The 26,075-nt window shown below is 50.1% G+C and carries 22 protein-coding genes and 1 tRNA gene; 10 read left to right on the top strand and 13 right to left on the bottom strand.

Annotated elements, in window-relative coordinates; all coding sequences use genetic code 11:
• Positions 1–27: 27 nt before the first annotated feature.
• The 8 genes from ccrud_RS04840 to ccrud_RS04805 form a co-directional block, all read right to left on the bottom strand.
• Entirely contained in the window at positions 28–849 is an 822-nt protein-coding gene (locus ccrud_RS04840) for a Bax inhibitor-1/YccA family protein (RefSeq protein WP_066565105.1), read from the bottom strand.
• Between the two features lie 107 nt (positions 850–956).
• Positions 957–1,952: a helix-turn-helix transcriptional regulator gene (locus ccrud_RS04835; RefSeq protein WP_066565104.1), complete on the bottom strand. Its 996-nt coding sequence runs from the start codon at positions 1,950–1,952 to the stop codon at positions 957–959.
• A 385-nt stretch (positions 1,953–2,337) separates the two neighbouring features.
• Positions 2,338–2,414: transfer RNA gene (locus ccrud_RS04830), tRNA-Leu, on the bottom strand.
• Between the two features lie 107 nt (positions 2,415–2,521).
• On the bottom strand, positions 2,522–3,478 hold the full coding sequence (locus ccrud_RS04825) for a Ppx/GppA phosphatase family protein (protein ID WP_066565103.1): 957 nt from the start codon (positions 3,476–3,478) through the stop codon (positions 2,522–2,524).
• A complete protein-coding gene (locus ccrud_RS04820; RefSeq protein ID WP_066565102.1) occupies positions 3,478–4,032 on the bottom strand; it encodes a DUF501 domain-containing protein in 555 nt (184 codons plus the stop codon). The genes ccrud_RS04825 and ccrud_RS04820 overlap by 1 nt, the downstream gene beginning before the upstream one ends.
• Before the next feature lie 35 nt (positions 4,033–4,067).
• Positions 4,068–4,610, bottom strand: coding sequence for an FtsB family cell division protein (locus ccrud_RS04815; RefSeq protein WP_066565101.1), 543 nt, complete (start codon positions 4,608–4,610; stop codon positions 4,068–4,070).
• Between the two features lie 89 nt (positions 4,611–4,699).
• Positions 4,700–5,977, bottom strand: a complete 1,278-nt coding sequence (eno, locus tag ccrud_RS04810; RefSeq protein ID WP_066565100.1) for a phosphopyruvate hydratase — start codon at positions 5,975–5,977, stop codon at positions 4,700–4,702.
• A gap of 216 nt (positions 5,978–6,193) precedes the next feature.
• Positions 6,194–6,982, bottom strand: a complete 789-nt coding sequence (locus ccrud_RS04805) for a lytic transglycosylase domain-containing protein (RefSeq protein ID WP_066565099.1) — start codon at positions 6,980–6,982, stop codon at positions 6,194–6,196.
• Positions 6,983–7,299: 317 nt separating this feature from the next.
• Between ccrud_RS04805 and ccrud_RS04800 the strand changes: the two genes are divergently transcribed.
• Both ccrud_RS04800 and ccrud_RS04795 read left to right on the top strand, forming a co-directional pair.
• A complete protein-coding gene (locus tag ccrud_RS04800) occupies positions 7,300–7,680 on the top strand; it encodes a porin (protein ID WP_066565098.1) in 381 nt (126 codons plus the stop codon).
• A 118-nt stretch (positions 7,681–7,798) separates the two neighbouring features.
• Positions 7,799–8,155, top strand: a complete 357-nt coding sequence (locus tag ccrud_RS04795) for a hypothetical protein (protein WP_066565097.1) — start codon at positions 7,799–7,801, stop codon at positions 8,153–8,155.
• Here the strand turns inward: ccrud_RS04795 and ccrud_RS04790 are convergent.
• Together ccrud_RS04790 and ccrud_RS04785 are read right to left on the bottom strand one after the other, a co-directional pair.
• Positions 8,144–8,719 (bottom strand): MazG nucleotide pyrophosphohydrolase domain-containing protein, encoded by a 576-nt coding sequence (locus ccrud_RS04790; protein WP_066565096.1) that lies wholly within the window; start codon positions 8,717–8,719, stop codon positions 8,144–8,146. The two genes, ccrud_RS04795 and ccrud_RS04790, sit on opposite strands and share 12 nt — an antisense overlap.
• Before the next feature lie 11 nt (positions 8,720–8,730).
• The gene (locus ccrud_RS04785) at positions 8,731–8,925 is read right to left on the bottom strand and encodes an antitoxin (protein WP_066565095.1); all 195 of its coding nucleotides are present in this window, start codon (positions 8,923–8,925) and stop codon (positions 8,731–8,733) included.
• Positions 8,926–9,029: 104 nt separating this feature from the next.
• On the opposite strand from ccrud_RS04785, the gene ccrud_RS04780 reads away from it, so the two are divergent.
• The 5 genes from ccrud_RS04780 to ccrud_RS04760 all read left to right on the top strand — a co-directional run bounded on the left by ccrud_RS04780 (position 9,030) and on the right by ccrud_RS04760 (position 18,217).
• Entirely contained in the window at positions 9,030–10,535 is a 1,506-nt protein-coding gene (locus tag ccrud_RS04780; protein WP_066565094.1) for an amino acid permease, read from the top strand.
• A 111-nt stretch (positions 10,536–10,646) separates the two neighbouring features.
• Complete coding sequence (locus ccrud_RS04775; RefSeq protein WP_066565093.1) at positions 10,647–11,927, top strand: alpha/beta hydrolase-fold protein; 1,281 nt, start codon at positions 10,647–10,649, stop codon at positions 11,925–11,927.
• A gap of 1 nt (position 11,928) precedes the next feature.
• Positions 11,929–14,439, top strand: coding sequence for a bifunctional lysylphosphatidylglycerol flippase/synthetase MprF (locus ccrud_RS04770; protein WP_066565092.1), 2,511 nt, complete (start codon positions 11,929–11,931; stop codon positions 14,437–14,439).
• A gap of 80 nt (positions 14,440–14,519) precedes the next feature.
• Positions 14,520–16,253, top strand: coding sequence for an ABC transporter ATP-binding protein (locus tag ccrud_RS04765; RefSeq protein ID WP_066565091.1), 1,734 nt, complete (start codon positions 14,520–14,522; stop codon positions 16,251–16,253).
• Positions 16,250–18,217 (top strand): ABC transporter ATP-binding protein, encoded by a 1,968-nt coding sequence (locus ccrud_RS04760; RefSeq protein ID WP_066565090.1) that lies wholly within the window; start codon positions 16,250–16,252, stop codon positions 18,215–18,217. Before ccrud_RS04765 ends, ccrud_RS04760 begins: the two co-directional genes overlap by 4 nt.
• Here ccrud_RS04760 and mfd read toward each other — a convergent pair.
• Positions 18,191–21,835 carry a transcription-repair coupling factor gene (mfd, locus tag ccrud_RS04755; protein ID WP_066569546.1) on the bottom strand — a complete coding sequence of 1,215 codons (3,645 nt, stop codon included), beginning with the start codon at positions 21,833–21,835 and terminating at the stop codon, positions 18,191–18,193. The two genes, ccrud_RS04760 and mfd, sit on opposite strands and share 27 nt — an antisense overlap.
• A gap of 5 nt (positions 21,836–21,840) precedes the next feature.
• Complete coding sequence (locus ccrud_RS04750) at positions 21,841–22,506, bottom strand: TetR/AcrR family transcriptional regulator (RefSeq protein ID WP_066565089.1); 666 nt, start codon at positions 22,504–22,506, stop codon at positions 21,841–21,843.
• A gap of 553 nt (positions 22,507–23,059) precedes the next feature.
• Here ccrud_RS04750 and ccrud_RS04745 point away from each other — a divergent pair.
• Positions 23,060–23,455 (top strand): excalibur calcium-binding domain-containing protein, encoded by a 396-nt coding sequence (locus tag ccrud_RS04745; RefSeq protein ID WP_211271318.1) that lies wholly within the window; start codon positions 23,060–23,062, stop codon positions 23,453–23,455.
• A 70-nt stretch (positions 23,456–23,525) separates the two neighbouring features.
• Here ccrud_RS04745 and ccrud_RS04740 read toward each other — a convergent pair whose 3' ends face one another.
• On the bottom strand, positions 23,526–23,777 hold the full coding sequence (locus tag ccrud_RS04740; RefSeq protein ID WP_066565088.1) for a hypothetical protein: 252 nt from the start codon (positions 23,775–23,777) through the stop codon (positions 23,526–23,528).
• A gap of 70 nt (positions 23,778–23,847) precedes the next feature.
• On the opposite strand from ccrud_RS04740, the gene ccrud_RS15415 reads away from it, so the two are divergent.
• Positions 23,848–24,054, top strand: a complete 207-nt coding sequence (locus tag ccrud_RS15415; RefSeq protein WP_157776008.1) for a hypothetical protein — start codon at positions 23,848–23,850, stop codon at positions 24,052–24,054.
• Positions 24,026–25,990: a gamma-glutamyltransferase gene (gene ggt / locus ccrud_RS04735; protein WP_066565087.1), complete on the top strand. Its 1,965-nt coding sequence runs from the start codon at positions 24,026–24,028 to the stop codon at positions 25,988–25,990. Before ccrud_RS15415 ends, ggt begins: the two co-directional genes overlap by 29 nt.
• Positions 25,991–26,075: the final 85 nt, after the last annotated feature.

The following is a 26,075-nucleotide window of genomic DNA, read 5'->3' as shown; positions in this document are numbered from 1 at the left end:
GTCGGAGCCATTATTGTTTTTCAGTATTTAGCGGTTCTGGAAATAGCTCAGCAGACGCAGGATCTCGGTGTACAACCACACCAAGGTCACGGCCAGGCCGAGCGCAACGCCCCAAGCCATCTTTGCTGGTGCACCTTCACGTACGAGACGGTCAGCTGCATCAAAATCAGAAAGGAAGCTAAACGCTGCCAGGCCGATGCAGAAGAGGGAGAAAACAATCGCGATTACTCCGCCATCACGCAGTGGGCTTGCACCACCAGTGAACAATGCCCAGACAACATTACCCAAGACAAGCACCAAAACGCCGACCATCATGCCAGTCATGATGCGGTTGAACTTAGGGGTGACCTTGATGGCACCAGTCTTGTACACAAAGAGCATTCCGATGAACACACCGATAGTGCCAAGAACTGCCTGCCCGATGAGTCCACCAGCATTAGAATTGCCAACGGTGAAACCAGAAAGCAACAGTGAAATGCCACCAACAAAAAGGCCTTCAAACACAGCGTAAATCAAGGTGACGGCTGCAGATCCATACTTCTTACCAAAAGTACTGACCAAAACAGTGATAAATCCGCCGATAGCACCGACAATCGTCAGGATCATACCGAGACCAGGACTAATAAACAGCCATGTGCCGGCGGTGACGAGGGCAAAAACAATAATAACCGCGAGAGTGATACCAGTTTTGGTGATCACATCATCGACGGTCATTGGGCGCTCCGCCTTCTGCGGAGCTACGTTTTGCTGGTAGGCACCACCGAAGTTGTCGTAACCACCGTATGGGTTCTGGCCTTGTGGACGTTTGGTTTCCGTAAGGGAACTAAAAACGGGATTGCTGCTTCGCACGGGGTCCCCGATCCTTTCAGTTAGATTTTCGCTATTCAATCAAATAACGCATCAAGGATCAGTATAGTTCCCCACGTTAAGAACTATTTTTATCTGTTTACTACCTCTTAGATCTGCACAGGTACTGGAGTATTAAGAAGTTCCTCACTTAGCTGTTTCCATTCAGATTCCTCAAGGACTCGCAAAGGTTTCCGGTGCTGATTATGAGCAGCCACCACACGCGGGAGTTCCATCTCCCGCTCATCAAATCCAACAGGTACAGGGAGCGCGATAGATCCAGCTGCGATATCAATACGAGTATGAGTTGCAGCTGGAATCGTGACCATATCGCCTTGGCCTAAGAACCTACAATATCCTGGCGTCGTCACCGTTGCAGTGCCACTGTAAATCCACAACTGTTGGTCCTGGGCTAATTGGGCAAAAGTTGTTGTCGCTGGAATAAGTGATGGTTGGCCTACAGTGCCCATGCCGATCTGCCCATTAGTAAAGGCGGAGGGAGTTGCACCAGTGTGGCGTCGAAAAGCTCTGGTCAAGCTGCTCGTTGCGGCGAACCCGACGAGGTTCGCAACCACTGAAATGCTGAAGTCATGAGCCAGCAGGCTCGCTGCGACGCATACACGCTGGGCAGCACGCCACTCACTGAACGTATACCCTGTGGATTTGAGGAATTGACGCTGCAGCGTGCGCCCCGAAATCTGATGTAGTACCGCAAACTCATCCAAACTAGTTTGATCAGCTGGATTAGACACCAAAACCTGTGCCACAGCGCGAGCTTTCCGAGGAGATGGAAGCGGCGGGGTCGGCACACGGTCAGTAAAAAGCTTGACGATATCTGCCGATAGCGTATCTTTACCCAAAAGAGAACGGCTGTACTCAAAGGTCAAACGGTCATTCCAGGTCTGTCCAAGATGGATTCGACGCGCTGGACCAGTTATTGCTAATTTCTCAAAGCAAATATCTAGTACAAGACCTTGAGAATCATCATCAATGAATGCTGCTTCTGGCGCAAACAGTAAATCACCTGCAACAAGAGTGAAAATCATCTTATCTAAATGAACTGTCGCTACTCCGGAATGACACCACAACAAGCTGGCAGACTTCATATTGCACCCTCACCAAAAATTGTTAATTTAGGCTACGCTTACCTTATCTTCTGGTGTGATGTTACAGTCCCCTAGCAAGGTATTGCAAGAGACTAATTCATCTCCGGATTTATCGGCATGAAGAAATCCTCCACCGCCTTTACAACGATGGAGGATTTCTTTTATGGAGACTTTCTGGAGAGCAGAATTTTTTACTCCCACACTTCCGTCCAGTAGAGCAATCAATGATGTCCAAATAATATCCAAACCAGAGAAAACAGCCCTTAACGTAAAAATTTCGATAGACCTGACCTGCAACGATCAGAACTGTTCCATTTATTTTCTGTGGGGTTTTTGTAGGGTTCATGCAAAAAGGCCAGGTCAGAAATTCTCTGACCTGGCCTTATGGTGCCCCCAGTGGGACTCGAACCCACACTGTATTGATTTTAAGTCAACCGCCTCTGCCGATTGGGCTATGGGGGCAAGCCGCATTGTAAGGATACATATGTATTCTTTCAATGCTATTTTCTTGCTGCTTAAACATCATAGAACATGATGCCCTAGACATTTAAAATAGGGTCTCAATTCACTTAAGAACTAGCTTCTACCAGGCCAAGAATGAGGCCGTCGAGAATATCTTTTTCCGAAATGATGATGTAATCAACACCAGCTTCTGACTCAGCAAGGTCAATGGCTGCTTGCACAACTACAGATCCGCCACCAATGACATCAGCACGGCCGGCGTCTACAACCGGATTGCTCACGCGTTGGGCAGCTGATTCTGAAATGATCTCATTTGTAACAACACGCAATGCATCGAAATTGAGCGCAGAAAGGTGAATCGCAGCGCGATCATAGCTTTCTAGGCCTTGTACCCATGCAGAGATGGTGGTGAAAGTACCCGCGCATCCAACAAAGGTTTTTGCCTTTGAAATTGGAACGATGGCTTTAACATCCTGAATACGCTCAGCAACATAGTCCCGAGCGATTTCTACCTCAGTAGGGGTAGGTGGATCGCTCCGCATGATCCTTTCGGTCAGGCGGACACATCCCATTTGCGTGGAATGTGATCCCAGAATTTCGCCTTCGTAGGTGCCTACGATAAATTCTGTGGATCCGCCACCAAGATCAATGACACAAAAAGGTCCTTGATCTGCAGGGAGATCCACAATTGCACCTCGGAAGGACAAGAGGGCTTCTTCTTCACCAGAAATTACTTCAGCTTGATACCCCGGACGAATTCGGGAGAGCAGCTGACGAGTCATGGAAAAGAACAGTTCACGGTTGGAGGCGTCACGCGTTGCGGAAGTCGCAACCATCCGGACGGTTTCTACCTCATGCTTTTCCATGAGCTCGACATAAGTTTCCAGCGCTACGCGAGTGCGCTTAATTGCTTCGGGATCTAGCTGTCCTGTGGCGTCTACACCTTTGCCAAGTCGAACAATGATGTTTTCGCGAGTGATTTCTTTGAAACCTTCAGGGGTAACTTCAGTTATCAGCAGGCGGATAGAGTTTGTTCCGCAATCAATAGCCGCGTAGCGGGTCATTAAGCGCCACCTGCTCGGGAGAAATCGAAGTCCTCCATGTTGATGCCGAGTTCCTGCACAGTTGGCCAATCCTCTGGGATGGCGGTTCCGCGCAGGTTGCCGTGTTCTGCAGCCATTGCGACAGCTTCAGTACCGAGACGGAAATGCTCTGGACCTTCGGCCAATGCGTAGGCAATGAGGACGTGGAGGCACTTCACGCGATCAGGCATGCCACCGCCAGAGAAATCGGTACCCAAGTCTTCGATAGCATTGCGCTTAGCAAGAAAGTGCTCGTGGGCGCGCTGGTAATCCGCACGGAGTTCTTCATCGGTAGCAAGGCGCTCTGTCATCCACTTCATGATCAAAGCAACTTCCAAACGAGATGCTTCGGTGGTCAGGCGTGGATCAGTTAAGTAATACAGGGTTGGGAATGGGGTGCCATCATCAAGCTTTGGGGTGGTCATCACAACACCCGGTACCCCATCGGGGCTATGGTAGGAGATCTCGAGGACTCCACGTGGAGCCCTTCCCAATTGCTCTTCGACAGCTTTCAGATCTGCATCATTCACACTCATGGTTTCTATTCTGTCATGAGTCTGCGCCTGAAGCGCTATTGCACAGGTTCTTCCTCTATTGGCGCAATAGTTGGCACTTCTCCTTCAAGAACTGGTGGTTCTAATTCTCCCTCACCAAGTGCTTCTGGTTCGGTGACGGAATTCCATAGATTTTCATACCAAGGATCAAGAGGCTCAACCTCAGTGCCATCTGAGGTAACAGAGGTATCTGTGCGCAAGGCTGGATCTACAATTCTGAAAGCCGTTTCGCCTGGCTCAATTACGCCGAGACGCAGTCGTGCTTGTTCTCGGATGTATGCCTCGGATTGGTACCTAGTAAGGTCCGATTCGAGTTGATCGATCTGCTTTTCTTTAGCAGAAATTGAGGCTTCAGTTTGGGCGATATCAGAACGCAATTGGAAATAGTTTCGCACTGGTATGGCGATAACAAATAAAATTAAAAGGATGACAAGTGCAATCGCACCAATTCCTACCGCGCCCAATTGGAAAGGGGCACGGGTGGCAGAAACTGACTCTGAAGCGCGTTCCCTACTTGAGACAGGAACGATGCCTTTATGAGTTTTCTTCTGCTTTGCCATAATCCTCGATCATAGTCACACCAGTAACAGTAAGAAGGCAACGACGCCCGGCAACCTTGCGGCTACCGGGCGTCGAAAAGCGCAATTATTTAGCCCTGAAAACGTGGGAATGCGCTGCGACCTGCGTAAACGCCTGCGTCGCCAAGGAGCTGCTCAATACGGAGAAGCTGGTTGTACTTTGCAACACGATCGGAACGTGCTGGTGCACCAGTCTTGATCTGACCACAGTTAAGTGCAACTGCGAGGTCAGCGATGGTGGTGTCCTCGGTCTCGCCGGAACGGTGGGACATCATGGAGGTGTAGCCTGCACGGTGAGCCATATCCACAGCATCGAAAGTCTCGGTGAGGGTACCGATCTGGTTGACCTTGACTAGGATGGAGTTGGCAGCCTTCTTGGCAATACCCTCCTTCAAACGCTCAGGATTGGTGACGAAGAAATCATCGCCAACGATCTGAACCTTGTCGCCGATCTTGGCGGTCAGGTTGGTGTAACCCTCCCAATCGTCTTCCTGCAGTGGATCCTCGATGGACACAATTGGGTACGCCTCGACGAGCTCAGCGTAAACATTTGCCATCTCATCTGCGGAGTGCTGTCCACCCTCGAAGTGGTAGACACCATCCTTGAAGAACTCAGAAGATGCAACGTCTAGAGCAAGAGCGATGTCCTTGCCTGGGGCAAATCCGGCCTTTTCGATAGCCTCAACGATCAGGTCAAGTGCATCACGAGTGGATGGCACGGAAGGAGCGAATCCACCCTCGTCGCCAAGTCCGGTGGATAGGCCCTTAGCCTTAATGACGGACTTCAGTGCGTGGTAAACCTCTGCGCCCTGGCGAAGTGCCTCGGAGAAGCTCTCTGCACCGATTGGAGCGATCATGAACTCCTGGACGTCAACGCCGGAGTCAGCGTGTGCGCCACCGTTGATGATGTTCATCATTGGAACTGGAAGAACGTGTGCGTTTGGTCCACCGATATAGCGGAACAGTGGCAGACCTGCGGAATCCGCAGCAGCCTTTGCAACAGCCATGGATACACCAAGGATGGCGTTTGCGCCGAGGCGGGACTTGTTTGCAGTGCCATCAAGCTTGATCATTGCTTCGTCGATGAGGCGCTGATCATCAGCCTCAAGGCCTGCAAGTTCGTCGCTGATTTCTTCGTTGACGTTTTCAACAGCCTTCAAAACGCCCTTGCCCAGGTAGCGATCGCCACCGTCACGCAGCTCGTGAGCTTCGTGGACACCGGTAGATGCGCCTGATGGAACACCCGCGACACCGTGGGAACCGTCATCCAGGAAAACCTCTGCCTCTACGGTTGGGTTACCGCGGGAATCGAGAATTTCGCGAGCGAATACGTGCATGATTTCAGCCACTATGGCCTCCTATGCCAACTTGGGAGCTAACCAGAATTATTCACGCAATCGAAAAGCAATAAAATGTTTTCGATCACGTCTAAGACCAATTGTTGCATGAATCTTGTTTCGATGAAGCAATCAGTTCAAATTTGTGGCTAACACTACTTAAACCCCCAGCCCGAGCGTGTTTGATCAGACACATTGCCATAAATTCGGAGGTTCCGATGTTGGGTTTTAGATCGCTGGCTGTCGCAAAGCATAGGAAGCTGCGGCATCTCGAACATCCTTGAGGTACTGATTGGACATATTGTAAGAGTGCACTGCTTGAGTCCACCCTTCAGGAGTTGCCAGGTCACGTTCATAGGAACACAAAAGATGCGCAGCACTTAAGGCCGCATCATCAATTTGATTCGGATCCGCTACCCCATCACCATTGGCATCCAAGCCCAATCGACGCCAGGTATCTGGAATAAACTGCATTGGTCCTACTGCCCGGTCATATTCCGTATCACCGTCTAGCTCACCGTTATCTGTATCCGGAATCTCCGCAAATCCTGGAGAACCATCCAAAGGCACGCCAATAATCGGCGGAGTTGCAACACCATTTTCATCTAATGAGCTGCCACCAAACATCTTGCCGTTGTATGTTCCGTGCCGTGTTTCAATCTGACCAATACCGGCCAATGTATTCCATGAAAGATTGCACCCAGGCCACGCGAGTGCAGCAATAAGCTCCGCATTGCCATAAGCGGCAACTGCCTGAACTGAGACACCGATGTCTTGAGCTAAAGGTTCAGCCCAAAAACGCAATTGATCCGATGTGCGCCCCTCAGCCCCAGTATCAATCTGCGGAACCATTTCACCATGTACAGGGGGAACATCATCAGGGATTGGCTGAAGCTGGCGAATAGGAGCCGTTCCATCCATGAAGCTCAGCGCCCAACCAACAAATGAGACCACCATGACTACGGCCAACACCGAACCGCAGCCACATCCGAACGCTTTTTTAACCCCTGAACTCATGGGGGTCGATAGTACCGGCTAGGCCCCAAACTCCAGCATTTTAAAGAAAAACCCTGCCGATAATGAAAAGATTTTCCCTTGAAAATATTTCTTTAAAGTGCAGAAATACATAAGAAATTCAGACTAATTCAAGTTCCAATTCAATTGGCAGAGCATTCACATAGACAGTGTCAAGGCAATGTTTCCTACTGTTTCAAAGAGTCCCATCGAATGGTAGCGAATTCGATGAAATTAGTCACAAAACTACAATTTAAGGAAAGTTCTGCCAACTTTTCCTGTAGGCAGAGCAATTTCCCAACCAAAGGAGATCTAGACCCATGAAGCTTTCACGCCGTATTGCCATCATTGGCGCCACCGCTGGCGTTGCTGTTGCAGCTTTGGCAGCACCAGCATCTGCATCTGATTTCGCAAGCCTTTCCTCCATCAACAAGGAACTATCTACCCAGTACGACTGGATGCCTTGCGGCGTACTCGAAATTGGGCTCAACTCTGCTGATGTTTTGGAAGAGGGCCAGTACAACCGTGAGCTCGCTGAAGCTATTACCGCAAAGGGTGAAAGTGGATTGACCCAGCAGTTCCCACAGGTTGGCGAGTGGAATGCTGGCCAGGCAGCATCCCTTGCTGACCGCGCGCAGGCTTGTGGCCTCGTAAAGGCTGATACCTACCTTTCTGAGTTCTCCGCTAACTTCTCCTCTTAAGTAATCCCGGGGGCAACCCCATTAGTAACACTAGTCACAACAGTCACTTCATTAACGTATGATCTGAACTGTTGTGACTTTTTCTATGTATTTAACATCTCTCACTTAAGGAAAACCCATGAAGAAACTGCGTCTTGTAACCATTGCTGCCGCTACTGTCGCGCTTGCTGCTGGCCTTACCCCCTCTGCTTCAGCACAGGATTTTGGCGCCATCATCGACAACTTCGATTGTGGTGTACTGCGCACCACGGTCTACACCACAGGTCTTGCACACGAGAATTCCACCCGTGCTGAACTTGCAGCCAACCTCCGTAATTCCGCAGCAGTCAGCCAGCTAGAGATTCCTTTGAACCTTGTCGCCACTGCTTATTCCGAGCGCATCGCAAACCGCGCTTTGACCTGTGGCATTGTCAAGGAAGACCCACAGGACTTCATGGCTCAGCTGCAGCAGTTCTCTTCTAACCTATCTTCCTAATTTTTCCTGGGCTTTCCCCATAGCCCAGAGCCGTTCTTGCTCTTCGGAATCCACAATCCCAGTAGAACCATCGAACAAGTACGGTGAACGCGATTTCATTTTCGCAACGAAACTCGCCGCCACGTCAAAAATATCGAATCGACCTTGACGGGCGGCGATTTCTGCATGAAAAAGGACCTGGAGCAGCACATCCCCAAGCTCATTTTTCATTTCTTTGTCGTTGCCTATCTCAATCGCTTCAATAAACTCTTGCGATTCCTCTTCCAAATACGGAATCAAGCTCTCATGGGTTTGTTCCCGCTCCCATTCACCGCGGCTCACAGCCGCCTGCATCACGCCGACTGCCTCAAGCAAAGGATCAAGGGGCGCGTCGATAAGCATGCTTGTCAGGCTCGGGTTTGCGGTAACCAGCCACTGAGCGCTTGTCGACGCTTCAATCCCCCATTTTTCAATATCGACCGGAAAATCTGGGTCTACAAAAACAGATTCACCCCGTCCGAACACAGCTTCCACAAAAGGAACCGGCAAGACGGGGTGCTTCGGATCAACAAAAATAACGCGCATAACGCCTTATTCTAGTTACTATCGGTCTTTCCAATGCGCTCATCTACTGCATCGCGAACCTTGTTGATCTGATCGGCTTTATCCTCGCCAAGGCGACCACGAGCAGCATCTGAGATCTTGTCCAAGATCTCATCTGTTTTCTTCTCGCCAGCCTCGGAATTGAGGAAGTCATTTGCTTTATTTGTAACATTATCGAAGATACCCATGAGAGGTCTCCTACCTTTCTTTAGCAGTTCACCTGCCACTATTTTGCAAGGCCGAGGGTACTCGAAGTTTCGCGCAAACGTTAAAGGTCAACTACCTTAAATGAGTGCATAATCAACAAAATGCTGTTAGTTCTAGCGAAGCAGCGGCCACAAGCCGCACTGTATCTATCAGAACCCTTATCGCGCTGATCATTGGATCAACTGTCGGCGCTGGAATTTTCTCCATCCCCCAAAATATTGGATCAGTTGCCGGACCCGGCGCGATGCTGATCGGCTGGCTAATCGCAGGCGTGGGTATGCTTTCCGTTGCCTTCGTGTTCCACGTCCTTGCGCGAAGGAAACCTCATTTAGATTCCGGCGTGTACGCATATGCGCGTGTGGGCTTAGGTGATTACGTAGGTTTTTCCTCTGCGTGGGGATATTGGCTTGGTTCTGTCATCGCGCAGGTCGGCTATGCCACATTGTTTTTCTCTACGGTCGGCCATTATGTGCCGCTGTTTTCCTCGGATCACCCTTTTATCTCAGCGCTCGCAGTGAGTGCTTTGACATGGTTGGTTTTCGGAGTGGTGTCTAGGGGAATTAGCCAGGCAGCATTCTTAACCACTGTTACAACAGTGGCCAAGATCCTTCCACTGCTGTGCTTTATCATTTTGGTGGCTTTCTTAGGCTTTAGCTGGGAAAAGTTCACGCTTGATTTTTGGGCACGTGACGGCGATGTGGGCAGTATTTTTGATCAGGTCAAGGGCATCATGGTGTATACCGTGTGGGTCTTTATTGGTATTGAAGGTGCATCGGTCTATTCCCGACAAGCACGCTCCCGCAGCGATGTCAGTCGCTCAACCATCATTGGTTTTGTTGCGGTCTTGCTGTTATTGGTGTCTATTTCTTCGTTGAGCTTCGGTGTTCTTACTCAAGCTGAATTGGCAGCACTGCCAGATAATTCCATGGCCTCTGTCCTAGAAGCTGTGGTTGGCCCTTGGGGTGCAGCGTTGATTTCTCTCGGCCTCTGCCTTTCTGTGCTGGGTGCATATGTGTCCTGGCAGATGCTGTGTGCGGAACCGCTTGCATTGATGGCAATGGATGGGCTAATTCCAAAGAAAATCGGTGCTATTAATCGCCGTGGTGCAGCATGGATGGCTCAACTGATTTCGACCATCGTTATCCAGATCGTTGTCATTGTGTTCTTCTTCAACGAGACCACCTATGTCTCTATGGTTCAGTTGGCCACAAATCTTTATCTTGTGCCTTATCTGTTCTCTGCGATCTATCTAGTTCTGCTTGCTACTCGCGGAAAAGGCATTACGCATCCACATGCTGGTACTCGTTTTAATGATTCCGGCCCAGAGATTTCTAGTCAGGAAAACCGCAAACACTTAATTGTGGGTATCGTGGCTCTAGTTTATTCAGTATGGCTGTTTTATGCCGCTGAACCGCAGTATGTGCTCTTTGGTGCGATGGCTATGCTGACTGGTTTGATCCCTTATGTCTGGACCCGCCTTTATCGCCGCGAACAAGTTTTTAACCGCTTTGAGGTAGGCGTAGTGGTTGTTCTCGTTATTGCAGCCAGCGCAGGAGCTATTGGTTTGGCCAACGGCACGCTGTCGCTCTAAAAATGTGCCTGCTGTTTTTACAGCAATTCCACGTAGTTCTTACAACTAATTAACTGTTACCTCGTCAGTTTTCCCTCTCTTTCTTGGAAATTAGAAGAGAATAATAACTGTGTGAATGAATGGCGAACGATATCGCTTATAGATAGCACTGCTCTGGCCGTGATTATTTGTATAGCAGCTCTCACTCTCATCGTGGCTTTGCTTGGAGTGTTTTCTGCTCACTCCCGCAAGCGCACGCTGTGGTCCTTGCTGCTATCCATCGTGTTCACTGGTGGTGTGTGGCTCTTTATTGAAAAGCTCTGGAAGCCGTTTCCTGATGCTAACCCGTGGACAATTTATGCTGCTGGTGGCATCGCAGTATTTTCCCTTTTGAGCATCTTTTTCCGCCAGGGTCGAACAAAAGTTGTGATGCTGGTACTCACTGTCATTGCCTTGCTCAACACTGCGCTAGTGGTCAATATGATTTACCAGCCTTACCCCACTGTGGGTTCTTTCAATGCAGCCCCGACCACAGTGCCCATGACTTACGCAGATTTTCAAGCACAGAAAACTGCACCGACATTAGATAATCGTGAAGTTAGAGCTCTCGTACAGGTTCCCATGGCTGGGACAACTGATAATTCAGTATCAGATTTTAATGCCCGCGATGCCTACGCATATATTCCACCTGCTTATTGGAATAACCCCAACTCGCAACTTCCCGTGTTAGTTTTGCTTCCCGGAAATCCAGGGCAACCCGACCAATGGTTTAGCAGTGGAAATGCTGGACAGATTGCAGATGATTTTCAAGCTACCCATGACGGAATCAGTCCAATTGTTATCAGCGTTGATGGAACTGGCTCTTTTAGCGGAAACCCAGCCTGTGTGGATTCGGATGCTCAGCTTGTTATGAGTTATCTCTCTCAAGATGTCCCAATGTTGATCAAAGAGAAATTTCGAGTAAATCCTGATCAACGTGCCTGGACAATTGGTGGTTTAAGCTACGGCGGAACATGTGCTTTGCAGATTATGACTAACCATCCAGAATCTTATGGATCATTTCTCAATTTCTCCGGTCAAGAAGAGCCCACCTTAGGTAAGCACCAAGACACCGTTAATCAGCTTTTCGGCGGCGATGAAGAAGCATTTAAAGCCGTCAATCCAGAAGATCTCCTCAACCAGGCTATTGATTCTAAGGCAACTACTTTTAGCGGGATTGCTGGAAAATTTATCGCCGGAGGTTCTGACAAGAATGCAGTGCGTGCGCTGACTCATCTCAATGATTTAAGTAACCAGGCAGGCATGTCCACCACCTTTGATACGGTCACTGGAGGGCACTCTTTCCAGGTGTGGAGAGTTGCATTAGCTAACACTTTTGATTGGGTTGCACAGCGTGGCGGACTGCCGGTGTGAAATGAAAAATTCAACAACGGCCGCACAGGCATACCTTCTGTTTGTTATTAATTGGCTGGGCAAGTCTCTCCGCTTTGCGCCCATTAGCCTCCTCTTAATCGCCTTGATGTGGGGATTACGGGTAGTTTTTGGTGCAGAAGATCCCACCAATCATTCGATGGTGGAGCACCTGGGTCTCACTCTGCCTTGGGCTCTGAATGATCCTCGGTTTTTCACTGCAAGTTTAAGCTCAGCCACTACAACATCGGCGTTAATGTCTACTTTATGGATATTGGTGCTGGCAGTTCCTTCTGAAAGAGTCCTTGGCAGCCTTCGCTTTTTCTGCGCTGTAATTGTGGTGCATTTAAGCTCAATACCACTGGGGATCGGTATCGCGCATCTCATTGAAGAGGCCGATCTCAATCGCTGGGGTAATGATCTCCTATCAGATGTTTTGCTCACCCCAGATTTCTGGGTATTTGGCGTTGCAGCTTTCGCTTCTGGCTCTATGCCACTTTTATGGCGCCGGCGCACACGGCTAGTGCTCTTTAGCGTTGGGCTGACCTTATTGCTTTACACTGGCACGCTTGCCGACGTCACGATGCTCACCGCCACCATCATCGGCAGCATTGCAGGAGAAATACGCCGGCATCGCTTAACTTCCGCAACCTGGTTGCCGGGATCCTTTACAGTGCGCGAAGCGCGCATCCTGACAGCTATTTTGATTACTATTGTGGCAGCTGGACCTGTTTTGGCAGCATTAAATCCACTAACGCATGGGCCTTTTTCCATGTCAACGGAATTAATTTGGCAGCCTCTAGTAACTGAAGAGAATATGCATCACCTCTGTCATGCTGATGCGAATTCTGATGCGTGCCAAAATGCACTCATTCAGCTTCAGCAACATGGCTTTGGCCCTTCGGTAGCGAACCTCATTCCTCTAATTCTTACTGTAATTCTTGCGTTGGGTTTAAGTAAGGGACGTCGAGCAGCCTGGATTTTGGCAGTACTTGCTCAAATCCTGTCAATTGCAGTGTTGGTTTTCCAACTTACTAAGCTCTCAGCAGATACAACGGATCTATTGTGGTCAGTCAATGTTTTCAGTGTGATTATTCCATGGCTGTTTGCGCTTTTTATCTTGCTTATTTCACGCCCGGCATTCAAAGTAAAAATTGACACCACAAGGATTTCCAAGTCAGTGTTTGTTCTTATTTCCACTTGGGTTCTTACCGCCGTGTTCTGGCTTCTTGCCACGCTATTTCTCCCCCATGCGTTCCATCCACACCCCACGTTCAGTCTTGCATTCAAAGAACTGCCATTTCGTTATTTACCACCCACTATCGACACGGTGCTCAACCACCAGCTCTTTCCTAAAAGCCCTGCAGGATGGGCAGTGTTTGAATGGACCGGGACTCTATTTTGGCTAGTCACAGCTGCAGTGCTCTATCACTTACTCATGGGTGTGCCTAATCTGAAAGCACAGCAAGATCAGATAAAAGCGGCATCTGTACTACGTTCCGGCAGTGGAGATCATCTCTCCTGGATGACTATCTGGAGTGGAAATACCTATTGGTGGGCGCCAGAAGACTCAGGTTATGTTGCTTATAGAGTGAAACAAGGAGTAGCGATTACCCTTGGTGAACCTGTTATGGCAGGTAGGGTTTCGGGCTCTCAGGATGAGCTCGCTTCTCTTTTTGAAGACTTCGCCTACAGCCAAGGCTGGGTAGTCGCATGGTATTCGGTGGGTGAAAAATTCGCAGAAAATCGAGTAACAGCAGGGCATCATAGACTTAGGGTTGCTGAGGAAGCTGTTTTAAGTTCTGCCAATGCGGACTTTAAAGGAAAAAACTTTCAAAATGTGCGTACCGCTCGCAACCGTGCTGCCAAAGCTGGAGTGACATCTACGTGGTCATCATGGGATGAACTCGGTGTAGAAATGCAGCACAAGATCATTGCTCTTTCTGAAGAATGGGTGTCTGAGAAGGCTTTGCCGGAAATGGGTTTTACGCTTGGAACTGTCAATGAGCTATCCGATCCAGATACTTATCTTCTTCTCGCAATCGATGACGAAGGCTATCTCCACGGTGTGACCAGTTGGTTGCCGGTATATGAAAGCGGCCGCATTGTTGGTTACACACTCGATGTAATGCGCAGAGATCCACAAGGCTTCAAATCTGTCATTGAATTCTTGATTTCCGAGGCTGTAGTGTTCGCCAGAGATCATGATCTGGAATGGATGTCCCTATCGGGTGCGCCGTTAAGCACGCCTAAAGGTGTGGAAGATGATGGTGGTGGCACCATCAGCGCCATTCTAGAGCTCTTGGGCCGAGCAATGGAGCCGTTTTATGGTTTCCGTTCCTTAGCAGCGTCCAAAAATAAGTTTCACCCCGAACACCACGGTTGGTATCTGTGTTACCGAGATGAACTAGCGTTGCCTGGAATTGGGCTTGGTGTTGCTGCATGTTATCTCAATGAATTTCCCCTACCAAGCTGGTTGAAAAAGACAACAACTCGAGCCACAATCCACAGCTGAATAAACGCGTAACCTAGGTGAGAAACCATTGACTGGAATGTCAGTGAATATCCAGCCTCTCACCCATAAGGAATTCATTCATGCTGTGGTCTTTATTAGTGAGGTTTCTTAAACCCGCATGGCCGTTAATTTTAGCGGTCATTATTTTTCAATTAGCGCAATCAATTACCTCACTGTGGTTGCCAACGCTCAACGCAGACATCATTGACAATGGTGTGGTCACAGGCGATATCGGATATATTTGGCGCACTGGTGGCATCATGCTGGCACTTACTTTAATTCAAGTTGCCTGCGCCATTGCCGGTGTTTATTTCGGTTCCAAGCTCGCCATGAGTGTGGGCCGCGATCTGCGTGCGGCAATCTTTGACAAAGTGGTGAACTTCTCCGAACGCGAGATGGGTCAATTTGGTGCTCCATCACTGATCACCCGCAATACCAACGATGTCCAGCAAATCCAGATGTTGGTTCAGATGACATCCACCTTGATGATTTCTGCACCGATGCTGGCTATCGGCGGCATTATCATGGCTGTTCGCCAAGATCTGGGTTTGTCGTGGCTCATGGTGGTCAGTATTCCAGCGCTCATCATCATTGTGTCGCTGATTATTGTGCGCATGGTGCCCATGTTCCAACTTATGCAAAAGCGCATCGACCGTATTAATCAGATCATGCGAGAGCAGCTCACTGGTATCCGTGTGATCCGTGCTTTTGTCCGTGAGGATGAAGAGCATGAGCGTTTTACTACCGCGAGTAAGAACGTCGCGGAGATTGGTCTTCGCACCGGTAATCTCATGGCATTGATGTTTCCCGCAGTGATGCTGGTGATGAACCTTTCGGCAGTTGCCGTTATTTGGTTTGGCGCTTTCCAAGTGGAATCCGGCGAAACGCAAATTGGCACGCTTTTCGCCTTTTTGCAGTACATCATGCAGATTCTCATGGGTGTGATGATGGCGGCCTTCATGTTTGTCATGGTGCCCCGCGCTGCTGTATCAGCTGATCGTGTTGGTGAAGTGCTTCATGCCACGCTGTCTGTCAAAGCACCTGAGAAACCAATTACACCAGCAAAAAGCACCGGAGAGATTGTCTTTAACAAAGCTACTTTCGCTTTCCCCGGCGCTGATGAACCAGTACTCAACAGTGTCAGCTTCCAGGTGAAACCTGGCAGCACCACAGCAATCATTGGTTCCACGGGTGCGGGCAAGTCAACGCTGATCGGCCTGGTACCGCGGCTTTTCGACGCCACCGAAGGCGTTATCACTGTCGATGGCACCAATGTGCGTGATTTTGAGCCACTGGAGCTATGGTCACGAATTGGTTTGGTTCCGCAGAAGTCTTTCCTCTTTTCTGGAACGATCGCCAGCAACCTGCGCTACGGCAATGAAGAAGCAACCGACGCGCAGCTCTGGGAAGCTCTCGCTATTGCCCAGGCAACAGATTTCGTTCGTGAGTTACCTGATGGGCTTGATTCCGAGATCGCGCAGGGTGGCACCAATGTCTCCGGTGGACAACGACAACGCTTAGCAATCGCTCGAGCATTATTGAAGCAGCCTGAGATCTATATCTTTGATGATTCTTTCTCTGCATTGGACGTCAGCACTGACGCAGCACTTCGTAGAGCTTTGAGTACTCATTTGCCGAATGCCACCAAGCTGATTGTGGCGCAACGTGTCAGTACCATCCGAGATGCTGATCAAATTGTGGTGCTTGAGAATGGAGAAATCGCAGGGATTGGCAATCACGAGAACTTATTAAAAACGTGCACCACCTATAAAGAAATTGTGGATTCTCAAGAGACTGCGCAGGCCCAATCATGAGTCACCATGGACGTTCCAGAAGCAGTGAAACTGCACCGAATCAAAAGGCACAGAATTTTAAGCCTTCCGCAAAAAGGCTTTTTGGATTGCTCAGCCAAGACCGAAACACGTTGATCTTTGTGCTTATTCTGGCAATTCTTAGCGTTGGTCTCACGGTGTTGGGTCCATGGCTATTAGGTAAAGCCACCAACGTAGTCTTTGAAGGCTTCCTGTCCAAGCGCTTGCCCCTCGGTAGTTCCAAAGAGCAAGTAATTGCACAGTTGGAAGCTGCCGGTGAGCATAATCAGGCATCCATGCTGGAAGATATGCATATTGTTCCAGGGTCAGGCATTGATTTTGATAAATTAGCCATGATTTTGGGATTCGTGATAGCCGCTTATCTTTTCGGTAGCGTGCTGGCATTATTCCAGGCTCGTATCTTAAACCGCATTGTGCAAGGAGCAATGCACCGCCTGCGCATGGAGGTGGAGGAAAAGATTCACCGTTTGCCATTGAGCTATTTTGACTCCATCAAACGTGGTGATTTGCTCAGCCGTGTTACCAATGACGTAGATAATATTGGGCAGTCCTTGCAACAGACGTTGTCGCAGGCAATCACTTCCCTACTCACAGTCGTGGGCGTGTTGGTGATGATGTTTATCATCTCCCCGTTGCTTGCTTTGGTTGCGCTGGTATCTATTCCGGTTACTGTCCTAGTCACTGTTTTAGTAGCGAGCCGCTCGCAAAAGCTGTTTGCGGAGCAATGGAAACAAACAGGAATCTTGAATGCACGCGTGGAGGAAACCTATTCCGGCCATGCGGTGGTAAAGGTTTTTGGGCACCAAAAGGAAGCGCAAAAAGCTTTTGAAGAAGAAAACCAGGCTGTTTATAAAGCCAGCTTCGGAGCTCAATTTATTTCCGGTATCATCATGCCCACCATGATGTTCGTGGGTAATTTAAGCTATGTGGCCATCGCTGTGGTGGGTGGTTTGCAAGTTGCTTCTGGTTCTTTGTCTATCGGTGGCGTGCAATCCTTCATCCAATATTCCCGCCAATTTACCCAACCGCTGTCGCAATTAGGTTCCATGGCCAATCTGCTGCAGTCCGGCGTGGCCAGCGCCGAGCGCGTGTTTGAGCTTCTCGACGAAAAGGAACAGGACAGTGATCCTGCGCAGCCTGAAACTGTTGCAGATGATGCCAATCGTTTGGAATTTAAGAACGTCACCTTCGGCTACACAGAAGAGCGCCCGTTGATCAATAATCTAGATCTCGAAGTTCGCTCCGGCAGTACGATTGCCATCGTGGGCCCTACTGGTGCTGGTAAAACCACGCTGGTGAACCTGATCATGCGTTTCTATGACCTCAACAGTGGTTCCATTACTTTGGGCCGCACCGCAGATACGGCCGTTGATATTCAGGATATGACCCGCGAGGATCTGCGTTCACGCACCGGTATGGTGCTCCAAGATACGTGGTTGTTTGCTGGAACGATTAGGGAAAATATCCTTTATGGCCGGCCGGAAGCAACCGAGAACGAGATGCTTAATGCGTCCAAGGCTGCTTATGTGGATCGTTTTGTGCGTTCACTCCCCGATGGCTACGACACTGTATTAGATGATGAAGCAGTGAACCTGTCTGTAGGAGAACGTCAGTTGGTCACCATTGCTCGCGCATTCTTGGCAAACCCGCGGTTGTTGATCTTGGATGAGGCAACCTCGTCAGTAGATACGCGTACAGAATTATTGATTCAGCGCGCCATGTCGAAATTGCGCCAAGACCGCACTGCTTTTGTTATCGCACACCGACTGTCCACTATCCGCGATGCCAATCTCATTTTGATGATGAAAGACGGAGAGATCGTGGAGCAGGGAAATCATCGTGAATTGATGGCGAAGAAGGGGGCGTATTGGACGTTATACAACTCCCAATTCAACGCCCCCTCCATCATTGAGTCAGATTTAAGTACTGACGGAGATCACCGTTGATTTCTTCTTAGGCTTTCCAGGTTGTGGTCCGCGGACATCGATTTCTTCCAAATTAAACATGTTGGAAATAAAGTCCGCGACCCACTGGAGCAGGTCGACGTCGCGAAGCAAAGGATCTGTCACCTTCTTGCCTGCCTTCGGGAAAGACAGCTGGATAGCTTTAGCTGCAGCCCGGTAGGTGGCGCCTGGGAACAGGCGCTTGAGGCGAACTTGCTGGGAATCCGCCAGATCCACAGGGTGGACCTTGATGCGGGTTCCTTGCACGGCAATATCTGTCAAGTGTGCTTCCCGCATGAGATGGCGCAAGCGCGACACAGACAGCAAGCGTGAGACTTCTTCAGGGATTGGACCGTAGCGGTCTTCCATTTCTTCGACTGCAAGGCGCAAATCTACTTCAGATTCAGACTGTGCAAGCTTGCGATAGATCTCTAGGCGCAAACGTTCGGCGTTGATGTACTTTTCCGGAATATGCGCATCCACGGGAAGATCCACGCGGATTTCCTTTGGCCCCTTCACTGTGCCATCCACTGCTTTTCCATCAGCAAGCGCGCGATATGCTTCAACGGCTTCACCGACGAGGCGAACATAGAGATCAAAACCAACGCCCGCGATATGTCCTGATTGTTCAGCACCTAAGACATTGCCGGCACCGCGCATTTCCAGATCCTTCATGGCCACTGCCATGCCGGCACCCAAATCATTGTTCTGCGCAATGGTTGCCAATCGATCATAAGAAGTTTCCGTCAACGTAGCACCCTTTGGATACAAGAAATAGGCATAGCCACGCTCGCGGGAACGGCCCACACGTCCTCGCAACTGGTGCAGCTGGGACAAGCCCATGTGGTGTGCATTTTCCACAATCAAGGTATTGGCATTGGCGATATCCAAACCAGTTTCCACAATTGTTGTACACACCAGCACATCATATTCACGATCCCAGAACCCTTGAACAGTTTGCTCAAGCAAATCTTCATTCATCTGTCCATGAGCAACCACCACGCGGGCTTCTGGAACAAGGTCACGGATCTCGCGCGCCTTCTTCTCAATATCGGCAACCTTGTTGTGAATGAAAAAGACCTGGCCATCGCGCAGCAATTCACGGCGAATCGATGCTGCAACCTGCTTATCTTCATAAGGGCCGACATAGGTCAAAATCGGATGCCTATCCTCAGGCGGGGTCAGCATCGTGGTCATTTCACGGATACCCGCCATAGACATTTCCAAGGTGCGCGGAATCGGAGTTGCAGACATAGTCAACACATCCACGTGGGTGCGCAATGCCTTGATATGTTCTTTGTGCTCCACTCCAAAACGCTGCTCCTCATCCACGATGACAAGGCCTAAGTTTTTCCACTGCACACCAGTTTGCAGCAAGCGGTGCGTACCAATGACAATATCCACGGATCCCGCTGCAAGTCCTGCCAGGACTTCCTTAGAATCTGCCGTCGATGTAAAGCGCGACAAGCCCTTAATAGTGATCGGGAAACCCGCCATGCGCTCTTCAAAAGTGGAGTGGTGCTGCTGCGCAAGCAAAGTGGTTGGTACGAGAACTGCCACCTGTTTTCCATCTTGTACAGCTTTGAATGCTGCACGCACCGCCACTTCAGTTTTTCCGTAGCCAACATCACCAATGATCACGCGGTCCATAGGAACACTTTTTTCCATGTCCTCCTTCACCGCATCGATCGCCAGCATCTGATCTTCAGTTTCCACGTAGGGGAAGTTATCTTCCATCTCTTTTTGCCACGGAGTATCCGGCGCAAAAGGATGACCCGGCGCGGATTGGCGCTTGGCATAGAGCTCCACCAATTCACCTGCGATTTCGCGCACCGCAGCACGTGCTTTGGTTTTGGCGTTCTTCCAATCAGAGCCACCCATTTTGGATAGGGTGGGCTTTTCGCCACCGACATAGCGGCTCAACATATCCAGCGCATCCATCGGAACGTAGAGCTGATCTCCAGGCTGCCCGCGCTTGGATGGCGCGTATTCCAACACGATATATTCGCGCCTTGAGGTTTCATCACCTGCGGAAATGGTGCGTTCTGTCATTTTCACAAAACGACCAATGCCGTGGGTTTCATGAACAACCAAATCACCAGGTTCCAGCGCCAGCGGATCAACCTTGTTGCGGCGCTTTGCAGGTCGGCGTTTCGCACCCGCAATATCGCCCACGCGGTTACCAGTGAGATCAGTTTCTGTAATAATCACCAGTGGCATCGCGGCACCATCACGGTGTTTGCGCACTTTAGGAAGCACCAATCCGCCATGGCTCAGCGCATGATAAAGCGTCACCTGACCAGGCGTCGGCTCCCAGCCAGGAGTCGCCACATGAGTGGGAATTCCCTTCTCTGCGAAGCGTTCCACCATGCGCTTGATTGCGCCCTGCGTCGGCGCAATAAAAGCCGCACGACCACCAGCCAAAGTGTGCGCGAGCAGCTGAGCCATCATCTCGTCGATTTTCGGCAGCTCACCGCGCGGCGCAGGTCCAGGTTCAAACTCTAGCGGCAGCGTCGCATCCTCCGACGCCTCAAACATGCCCGGAGGCGCGAAAGTCCACCAGCGCATATCGCTTTTCGACGCAGAGACCCCCAAACTTTCATAACTGCGATAGCTAGAAGCTTCCAAGTCCAAGCCCTCTGCAGCTATCGGACCATCAGCACCCATGGCAGCAGCTTCCCACCCTGCCATTAAGAACTCAGCATCAGTTGCCTCTAAATCAGCAATGCGCCTGCGTACCTTTTCTGGAGCAATCACCACAACATGCGTATGTGGTGGCATCAGCTCCAGCATCGGGATCATCGGAGTATCCGTCAACGCTGGAATCAGCGCTTCCATGCCATCCACATCTTGGGAATCAGCAATACGAGACAGCATCTCCACCAACGTGGGATTACCAGGGTGTTTCACCATGAGTGCTTCTGCACGGGCTGCAACATCTTCAGTAATAAGCAGTTCACGCGCCGGGAAGATCTCAATGCGCTGAATAGTAATTTCTGGGATGGTGCGCTGATCGGCTACCGAAAACTGTCGGATATCAGAAACTTCATCGCCCCAGAACTCCACACGCACTGGATAATCCAACGTGGTGGGGAAAATATCCAAAATGCCACCGCGAGTAGCAAACTCTCCTCGCTTAGCCACCATATCTACATGCTTATACGCACGAAATACCAGTTCATTGGTCAAAGAGGAGAAATCAAACTCTGCGCCTTCTGCAAGAACTAAAGGAGCACGACCTTCTGCATCTTTAAGCACCGGCTGGCAAAAAGCTCGGGCAGCAGCGACAACAATGCTCAGATCCCCCAAGTGATTGAGTACTTGAGCACGCTTACCCACAATATCCACGCCAGGACTCAAACGCTCATGGGGCAAAGTCTCCCAGGATGGAAGCCACGCGACTTTATCCCCCATCATCGCTTTCAATTCAGCAGTGAGATCTTCAGCCTCACGCCCCGTCGCAGTAACCACGAGTACCGGTGCGTGATGTGCAAGCGCCCCCAATACCCAGGGGCGTGCCTGATCGATGCCAGTAATATGCAGGTGCTGCTGCCCCACATTCGATATGAGCCCCTTCAATTTAGGGTCAGTTGCAGCAATTTTCAACAATCCTGCGAGCATCGGTGTCACGCGCCAATCTCCTTATCAGCTTCTTTATCCTGACCAAAAATAGCTCCCTCAGTAGCACTAAAAGGAGTCAACTTCGGCTCAGCTTCCATCCCTGTTAGACCATTCCAACAGAGGTTAACAATATGCGCAGCCACTTCTTCCTTCGGCGGAGTACGCTCATCCAACCACCATTGTGCCGTCATCGAGACCATGCCCACCAGAGCCTGACCATAAAGGTTTGCGTACTCATCATCCAGCCCCGAGCGGGTAAAGGCATTGCCCAGGATGTGCGAGACCTGCGTCGTGGCGTCGTTAAGCAAAGTGCCATAAGAACGACTCTCGCCAGGCCGCATATCGCGGACCAGAATAAGAAACCCGTCCGTTTCATCCTCCACGTACGTCAACAGCGCAAGCACCGCCCGTTCAATGCGATACCGCGAACGGCCATGCTGCAACGATTGCGTAATCATTGCCTCAAGTTTGATCATCTCCCGATCAATCACAACGGCATACAGGCCTTCTTTGCCGCCAAAATGTTCATAGACCACCGGCTTGGACACATTCGCCCGCGCGGCGATCTCCTCCACACTGGCACCATCAAACCCGCGTTCAGCGAAAACCGCACGCCCAATAGAGATTAATTGCTGCCGACGTTCTTTGCCGGTCATCCGCTGTCGCACCATGTCAACAACACTATCTCAGCTAACCGGACCCCAATAATTGGTTTTTTAAGACAATGATGTAAACTTTGTCAGTGCAGCTAATTACTGCAGTTCCCCATGGTGTAATAGGCAACACTACGGTTTTTGGTACCGTCATTCTAGGTTCGAGTCCTGGTGGGGAAGCACGAAGAAACACCCGTTGACCAGCGTTTTTAATGCTAATCAGCGGGTGTTTTCGTATTTTCTCACACTGCTTTGACCTGCATGTTCCTGCCACGTCCAATATTGAAGTGAGCCAAAGAATACACCTCTGCAATAAGTGTGAACTCTTGCATTGAGGCCCATCCTTTAAAACCCCTTAAAGGGGTACCTCCCAGGAGTCGCTGCTCACAATGGTCTTTCCTATCGAAAATCTAGTATTAGCTCATGAGCGTATATAAAATCTTCTACACACTAAGGCGCCATGACTCTCCCCTATGACAGCTCCTCCCCGTCCCATCCCGAAACGCCTGCTAAGCGCGGCTCGGGCTGTATAAAATGGGGGGCAATTCTTGGCTCCTCCTTCCTTATCTTTATGGGACTTGTTACCTCCTGCGGGGCAGACACCGTTGAGGTCGAGGTGCCAGGACCAACTGTTACTCAAACGGTTACCTCAACTATGACAACCACGGAAAAAGCCACTACCATTACCGAAACAGTTACCGAGTCCTCCACCGAGGAAGAACCTGTTCAGGAAGCTGTGGAGCCTGCAGCTGCCGAAAGCCATTCAGAACCCGATAACAACATCAACACCCCACGTGGATTTGCCGCGATTCCGGCACCGGCCCCTGCTCCTGCTCCTGCTCCTGCCCAGGCTTCCTACGCCAACTGTGCAGCAGTTCGCGCAGCAGGAGCAGCACCTCTCTATAGAGGCTCACCTGGATACAGCTCCAAGCTTGACCGCGACGGAGACGGAGTGGCCTGCGAATAACCACTAAAAACACCAAAAGACGTTGGACAGCATTTCCCAATGCTGTCCAACGTCTTTATTTTTAGGTTTTTTATGCAGCCATCAGATGGCTTGGGCGGGAGGCTTCGAAAGTACGTAGCTCTTCGACCGCTTTCATTTCAATAAAGATTTTGCGGAAACGATTAATACGTCCCTCGTAACCTTCTGCGACACTATCCAGGACACTGTCAACGATGTGTGACTTTAGCTTGGAGTCGAATCGTGCATGTAGGTCTTCGCGAACGCTCCACAGATAATCGTGGCTGCGCTCAATACGGCTAATTTCCTGATGAATGCTTTTCACAGTGTTTCTTCCTTTCCTTCTCGCAAGAAGTGTCCCTTCAGGCTTGCCCTCGAAGGAGTTTCGGTAACTCGTGGATGAATTCCCCACCCGATCGCTTGAGTTCACCTTTAGAACTCTTTTTGTTAACCAAGAATTAACCTTAGATGAATTAGAAAGTAATTGCAAGTCATCAATCATTGGTCATTACCAATTAATTTTCTTTGGGAAAAATATCGCCGGACATAAAAATTCCCTGATAGGCTCAAGAAATGAAAGTGACCCAAAGCACAATCTTTAAACCGATGGCTACGTTCACTGTGGCAGCCTTGACCCTGACCATTGCTTCCTGTTCCACCGATGAAGACACTTCAACAAGTGCTTCCGAAACTGCAACAACATCCGAAGCCCCTGCTCCACTTGCTCCCTGCGAATTACCTGCAGAGGCGACCTCCGACAAAGCTGTCGAAGGAACCCATACAGGTGAAGACATTTCCGTCGCGCCCGAAATTGCCACCGGCTTCCGCGAAGGAATGACACCCGTACAAACCCAAGGCTATGCAGTAGCAACTGCCAATCCCCTGGCCTCAGAAGCCGCTTGTACCATTCTTCGCGAGGGTGGAACTGCCGCTGATGCCCTGGTCACCGCCCAATTCGTTCTAGGTCTGACAGAACCACAATCCTCAGGAATCGGTGGCGGTGGCTACATTCTGTACTATGACGCAGAATCTAATGCCGTAACTGCCATTGATGGGCGCGAAACTGCACCAGTCGCAGCAGATGAAAACTACCTCATCCATGTTTCTGCAGAAGATCAATCCACTCCAACTCCCGATACCCGACGTTCCGGCAGATCAATCGGAGTCCCCGGTATCGTTGCAGCACTCGGACAATTGCATGATTCTTTCGGACAAACCTCCTGGCAAGACGTTTTGGCCAGTCCCCAGCAATTAGCCACCGAAGGTTTTGCGATCAGCCCACGCATGTCCGCTTCTATTGCTAATTCCGCCGAAGATCTTTCCCATGACCCAGAAGCTTCAGCATATTTCCTTAACACCGAAGGCGAAGCGAAATCCCCTGGAACTCTTCTCCAAAATCCTGACTACGCAGAAACTCTTCGTCTTATTTCAGAGGGCGGACCAGATGCGTTTTACACAGGCGAGATCGCAGCAGACATCGTTGAACGCGCAACCCGGGAGGTAGATGGATTCACTCCATCCCTCATGAGCACTGCTGATCTGGCTGCTTATACCCCAGAAACTCGCGAAGCTTTGTGCGCTCCATATCGTGACAAGGTTGTGTGCGGCATGCCACCTTCTTCTTCCGGTGGCGTCACAGTGATGGAAACACTAGGTATCTTGGACACCTTTGACCTTTCCCAATATCCGCCAACTGAAGTGGGTCTTGACGGTGGACTTCCCGATCCAGAAGCAATTCATCTAATTTCAGAGGCAGAGCGTCTTGCCTATGCAGACCGCGATGCCTATATCGGTGATCCTGCGTTCGTCGATGTTCCTGGTGGCGGCGTAAATGAACTCATCAGTGAGGACTACACACAGCAACGTGCTAGCCTGATCGATCCTGAAAACTCCATGGGTGAAGCTCAAGCTGGACTCACTGGCGCACCTGCCATGGCTCCCCTGCCAGAAAACGGCACCAGCCATATTTCCATCATCGATTCCTACGGCAATGCCGCATCACTGACCACTAGTGTGGAGGCTGCTTTTGGTTCATTCCATTTCACTCGCGGTTTCATTTTGAATAATCAGCTCACTGACTTCTCTGCAGAGCCACTAAATGACGAGGGCGAGCCAGTGGCCAACCGAGTGGAATCGGCAAAACGCCCACGTTCATCGATGTCTCCAATGTTGGTCTTTAATGCCAATGACACCGGAGAGATCTCAGATCTCAATATGGTGCTCGGCTCCCCTGGCGGCTCCCTGATTATTCAATTTGTGGTGAAGACTTTGGTCAATATCATCGATTGGGACATGGATCCACAGCAAGCAGTTTCAGCACCCAATTTCGGTGCAATGAACCAGCCCAAAACAGGAATCGGCAGCGAGCATCCACTGATCGCCAATAACTCCGATGCGCTAGTATCCAACCTTGAAGACAAGGGTCACGAAGTTAATGTGGCTGAGCAATCAAGTGGACTATCCGCCCTAGTGAAAAACGGCGACACCATTATTGGTGGCGCAGATCCACGCCGAGAAGGTGTGGTTCTAGGCGGCTAAAATACCACCGCGGAAAACAACAGACCGCTAATCAGAGGAGTTCGTTTCCTCTGATTAGCGGTCGTCTATTTTTTCTTCAGCACTG

The organism is Corynebacterium crudilactis (assembly GCF_001643015.1).
GTDB classification, from domain to species: Bacteria; Actinomycetota; Actinomycetes; order Mycobacteriales; family Mycobacteriaceae; genus Corynebacterium; species Corynebacterium crudilactis.
The sequence above is the reverse complement of the archived record's forward strand: the minus strand, read 5'-3'. Positions and strand labels throughout refer to the sequence as shown.

Bases quoted from the DNA above. Each gene is read 5' to 3' on its own strand.
- ccrud_RS04835 (WP_066565104.1), bottom strand. From the start codon at position 1,952: ATGAAGTCTGCCAGCTTGTTGTGGTGTCATTCCGGAGTAGCGACAGTT.
- ccrud_RS04825 (WP_066565103.1), bottom strand. From the start codon at position 3,478: ATGACCCGCTACGCGGCTATTGATTGCGGAACAAACTCTATCCGCCTG.
- ccrud_RS04820 (WP_066565102.1), bottom strand. From the start codon at position 4,032: ATGAGTGTGAATGATGCAGATCTGAAAGCTGTCGAAGAGCAATTGGGA.
- ccrud_RS04815 (WP_066565101.1), bottom strand. From the start codon at position 4,610: ATGGCAAAGCAGAAGAAAACTCATAAAGGCATCGTTCCTGTCTCAAGT.
- ccrud_RS04805 (WP_066565099.1), bottom strand. From the start codon at position 6,982: ATGAGTTCAGGGGTTAAAAAAGCGTTCGGATGTGGCTGCGGTTCGGTG.
- ccrud_RS04800 (WP_066565098.1), top strand. From the start codon at position 7,300: ATGAAGCTTTCACGCCGTATTGCCATCATTGGCGCCACCGCTGGCGTT.
- ccrud_RS04795 (WP_066565097.1), top strand. From the start codon at position 7,799: ATGAAGAAACTGCGTCTTGTAACCATTGCTGCCGCTACTGTCGCGCTT.
- ccrud_RS04790 (WP_066565096.1), bottom strand. From the start codon at position 8,719: ATGCGCGTTATTTTTGTTGATCCGAAGCACCCCGTCTTGCCGGTTCCT.
- ccrud_RS04785 (WP_066565095.1), bottom strand. From the start codon at position 8,925: ATGGGTATCTTCGATAATGTTACAAATAAAGCAAATGACTTCCTCAAT.
- ccrud_RS04770 (WP_066565092.1), top strand. From the start codon at position 11,929: ATGAAAAATTCAACAACGGCCGCACAGGCATACCTTCTGTTTGTTATT.
- ccrud_RS04765 (WP_066565091.1), top strand. From the start codon at position 14,520: ATGCTGTGGTCTTTATTAGTGAGGTTTCTTAAACCCGCATGGCCGTTA.
- ccrud_RS04760 (WP_066565090.1), top strand. From the start codon at position 16,250: ATGAGTCACCATGGACGTTCCAGAAGCAGTGAAACTGCACCGAATCAA.
- mfd (WP_066569546.1), bottom strand. From the start codon at position 21,835: ATGCTCGCAGGATTGTTGAAAATTGCTGCAACTGACCCTAAATTGAAG.
- ccrud_RS04750 (WP_066565089.1), bottom strand. From the start codon at position 22,506: ATGGTGCGACAGCGGATGACCGGCAAAGAACGTCGGCAGCAATTAATC.
- ccrud_RS04745 (WP_211271318.1), top strand. From the start codon at position 23,060: ATGGGACTTGTTACCTCCTGCGGGGCAGACACCGTTGAGGTCGAGGTG.
- ggt (WP_066565087.1), top strand. From the start codon at position 24,026: ATGAAAGTGACCCAAAGCACAATCTTTAAACCGATGGCTACGTTCACT.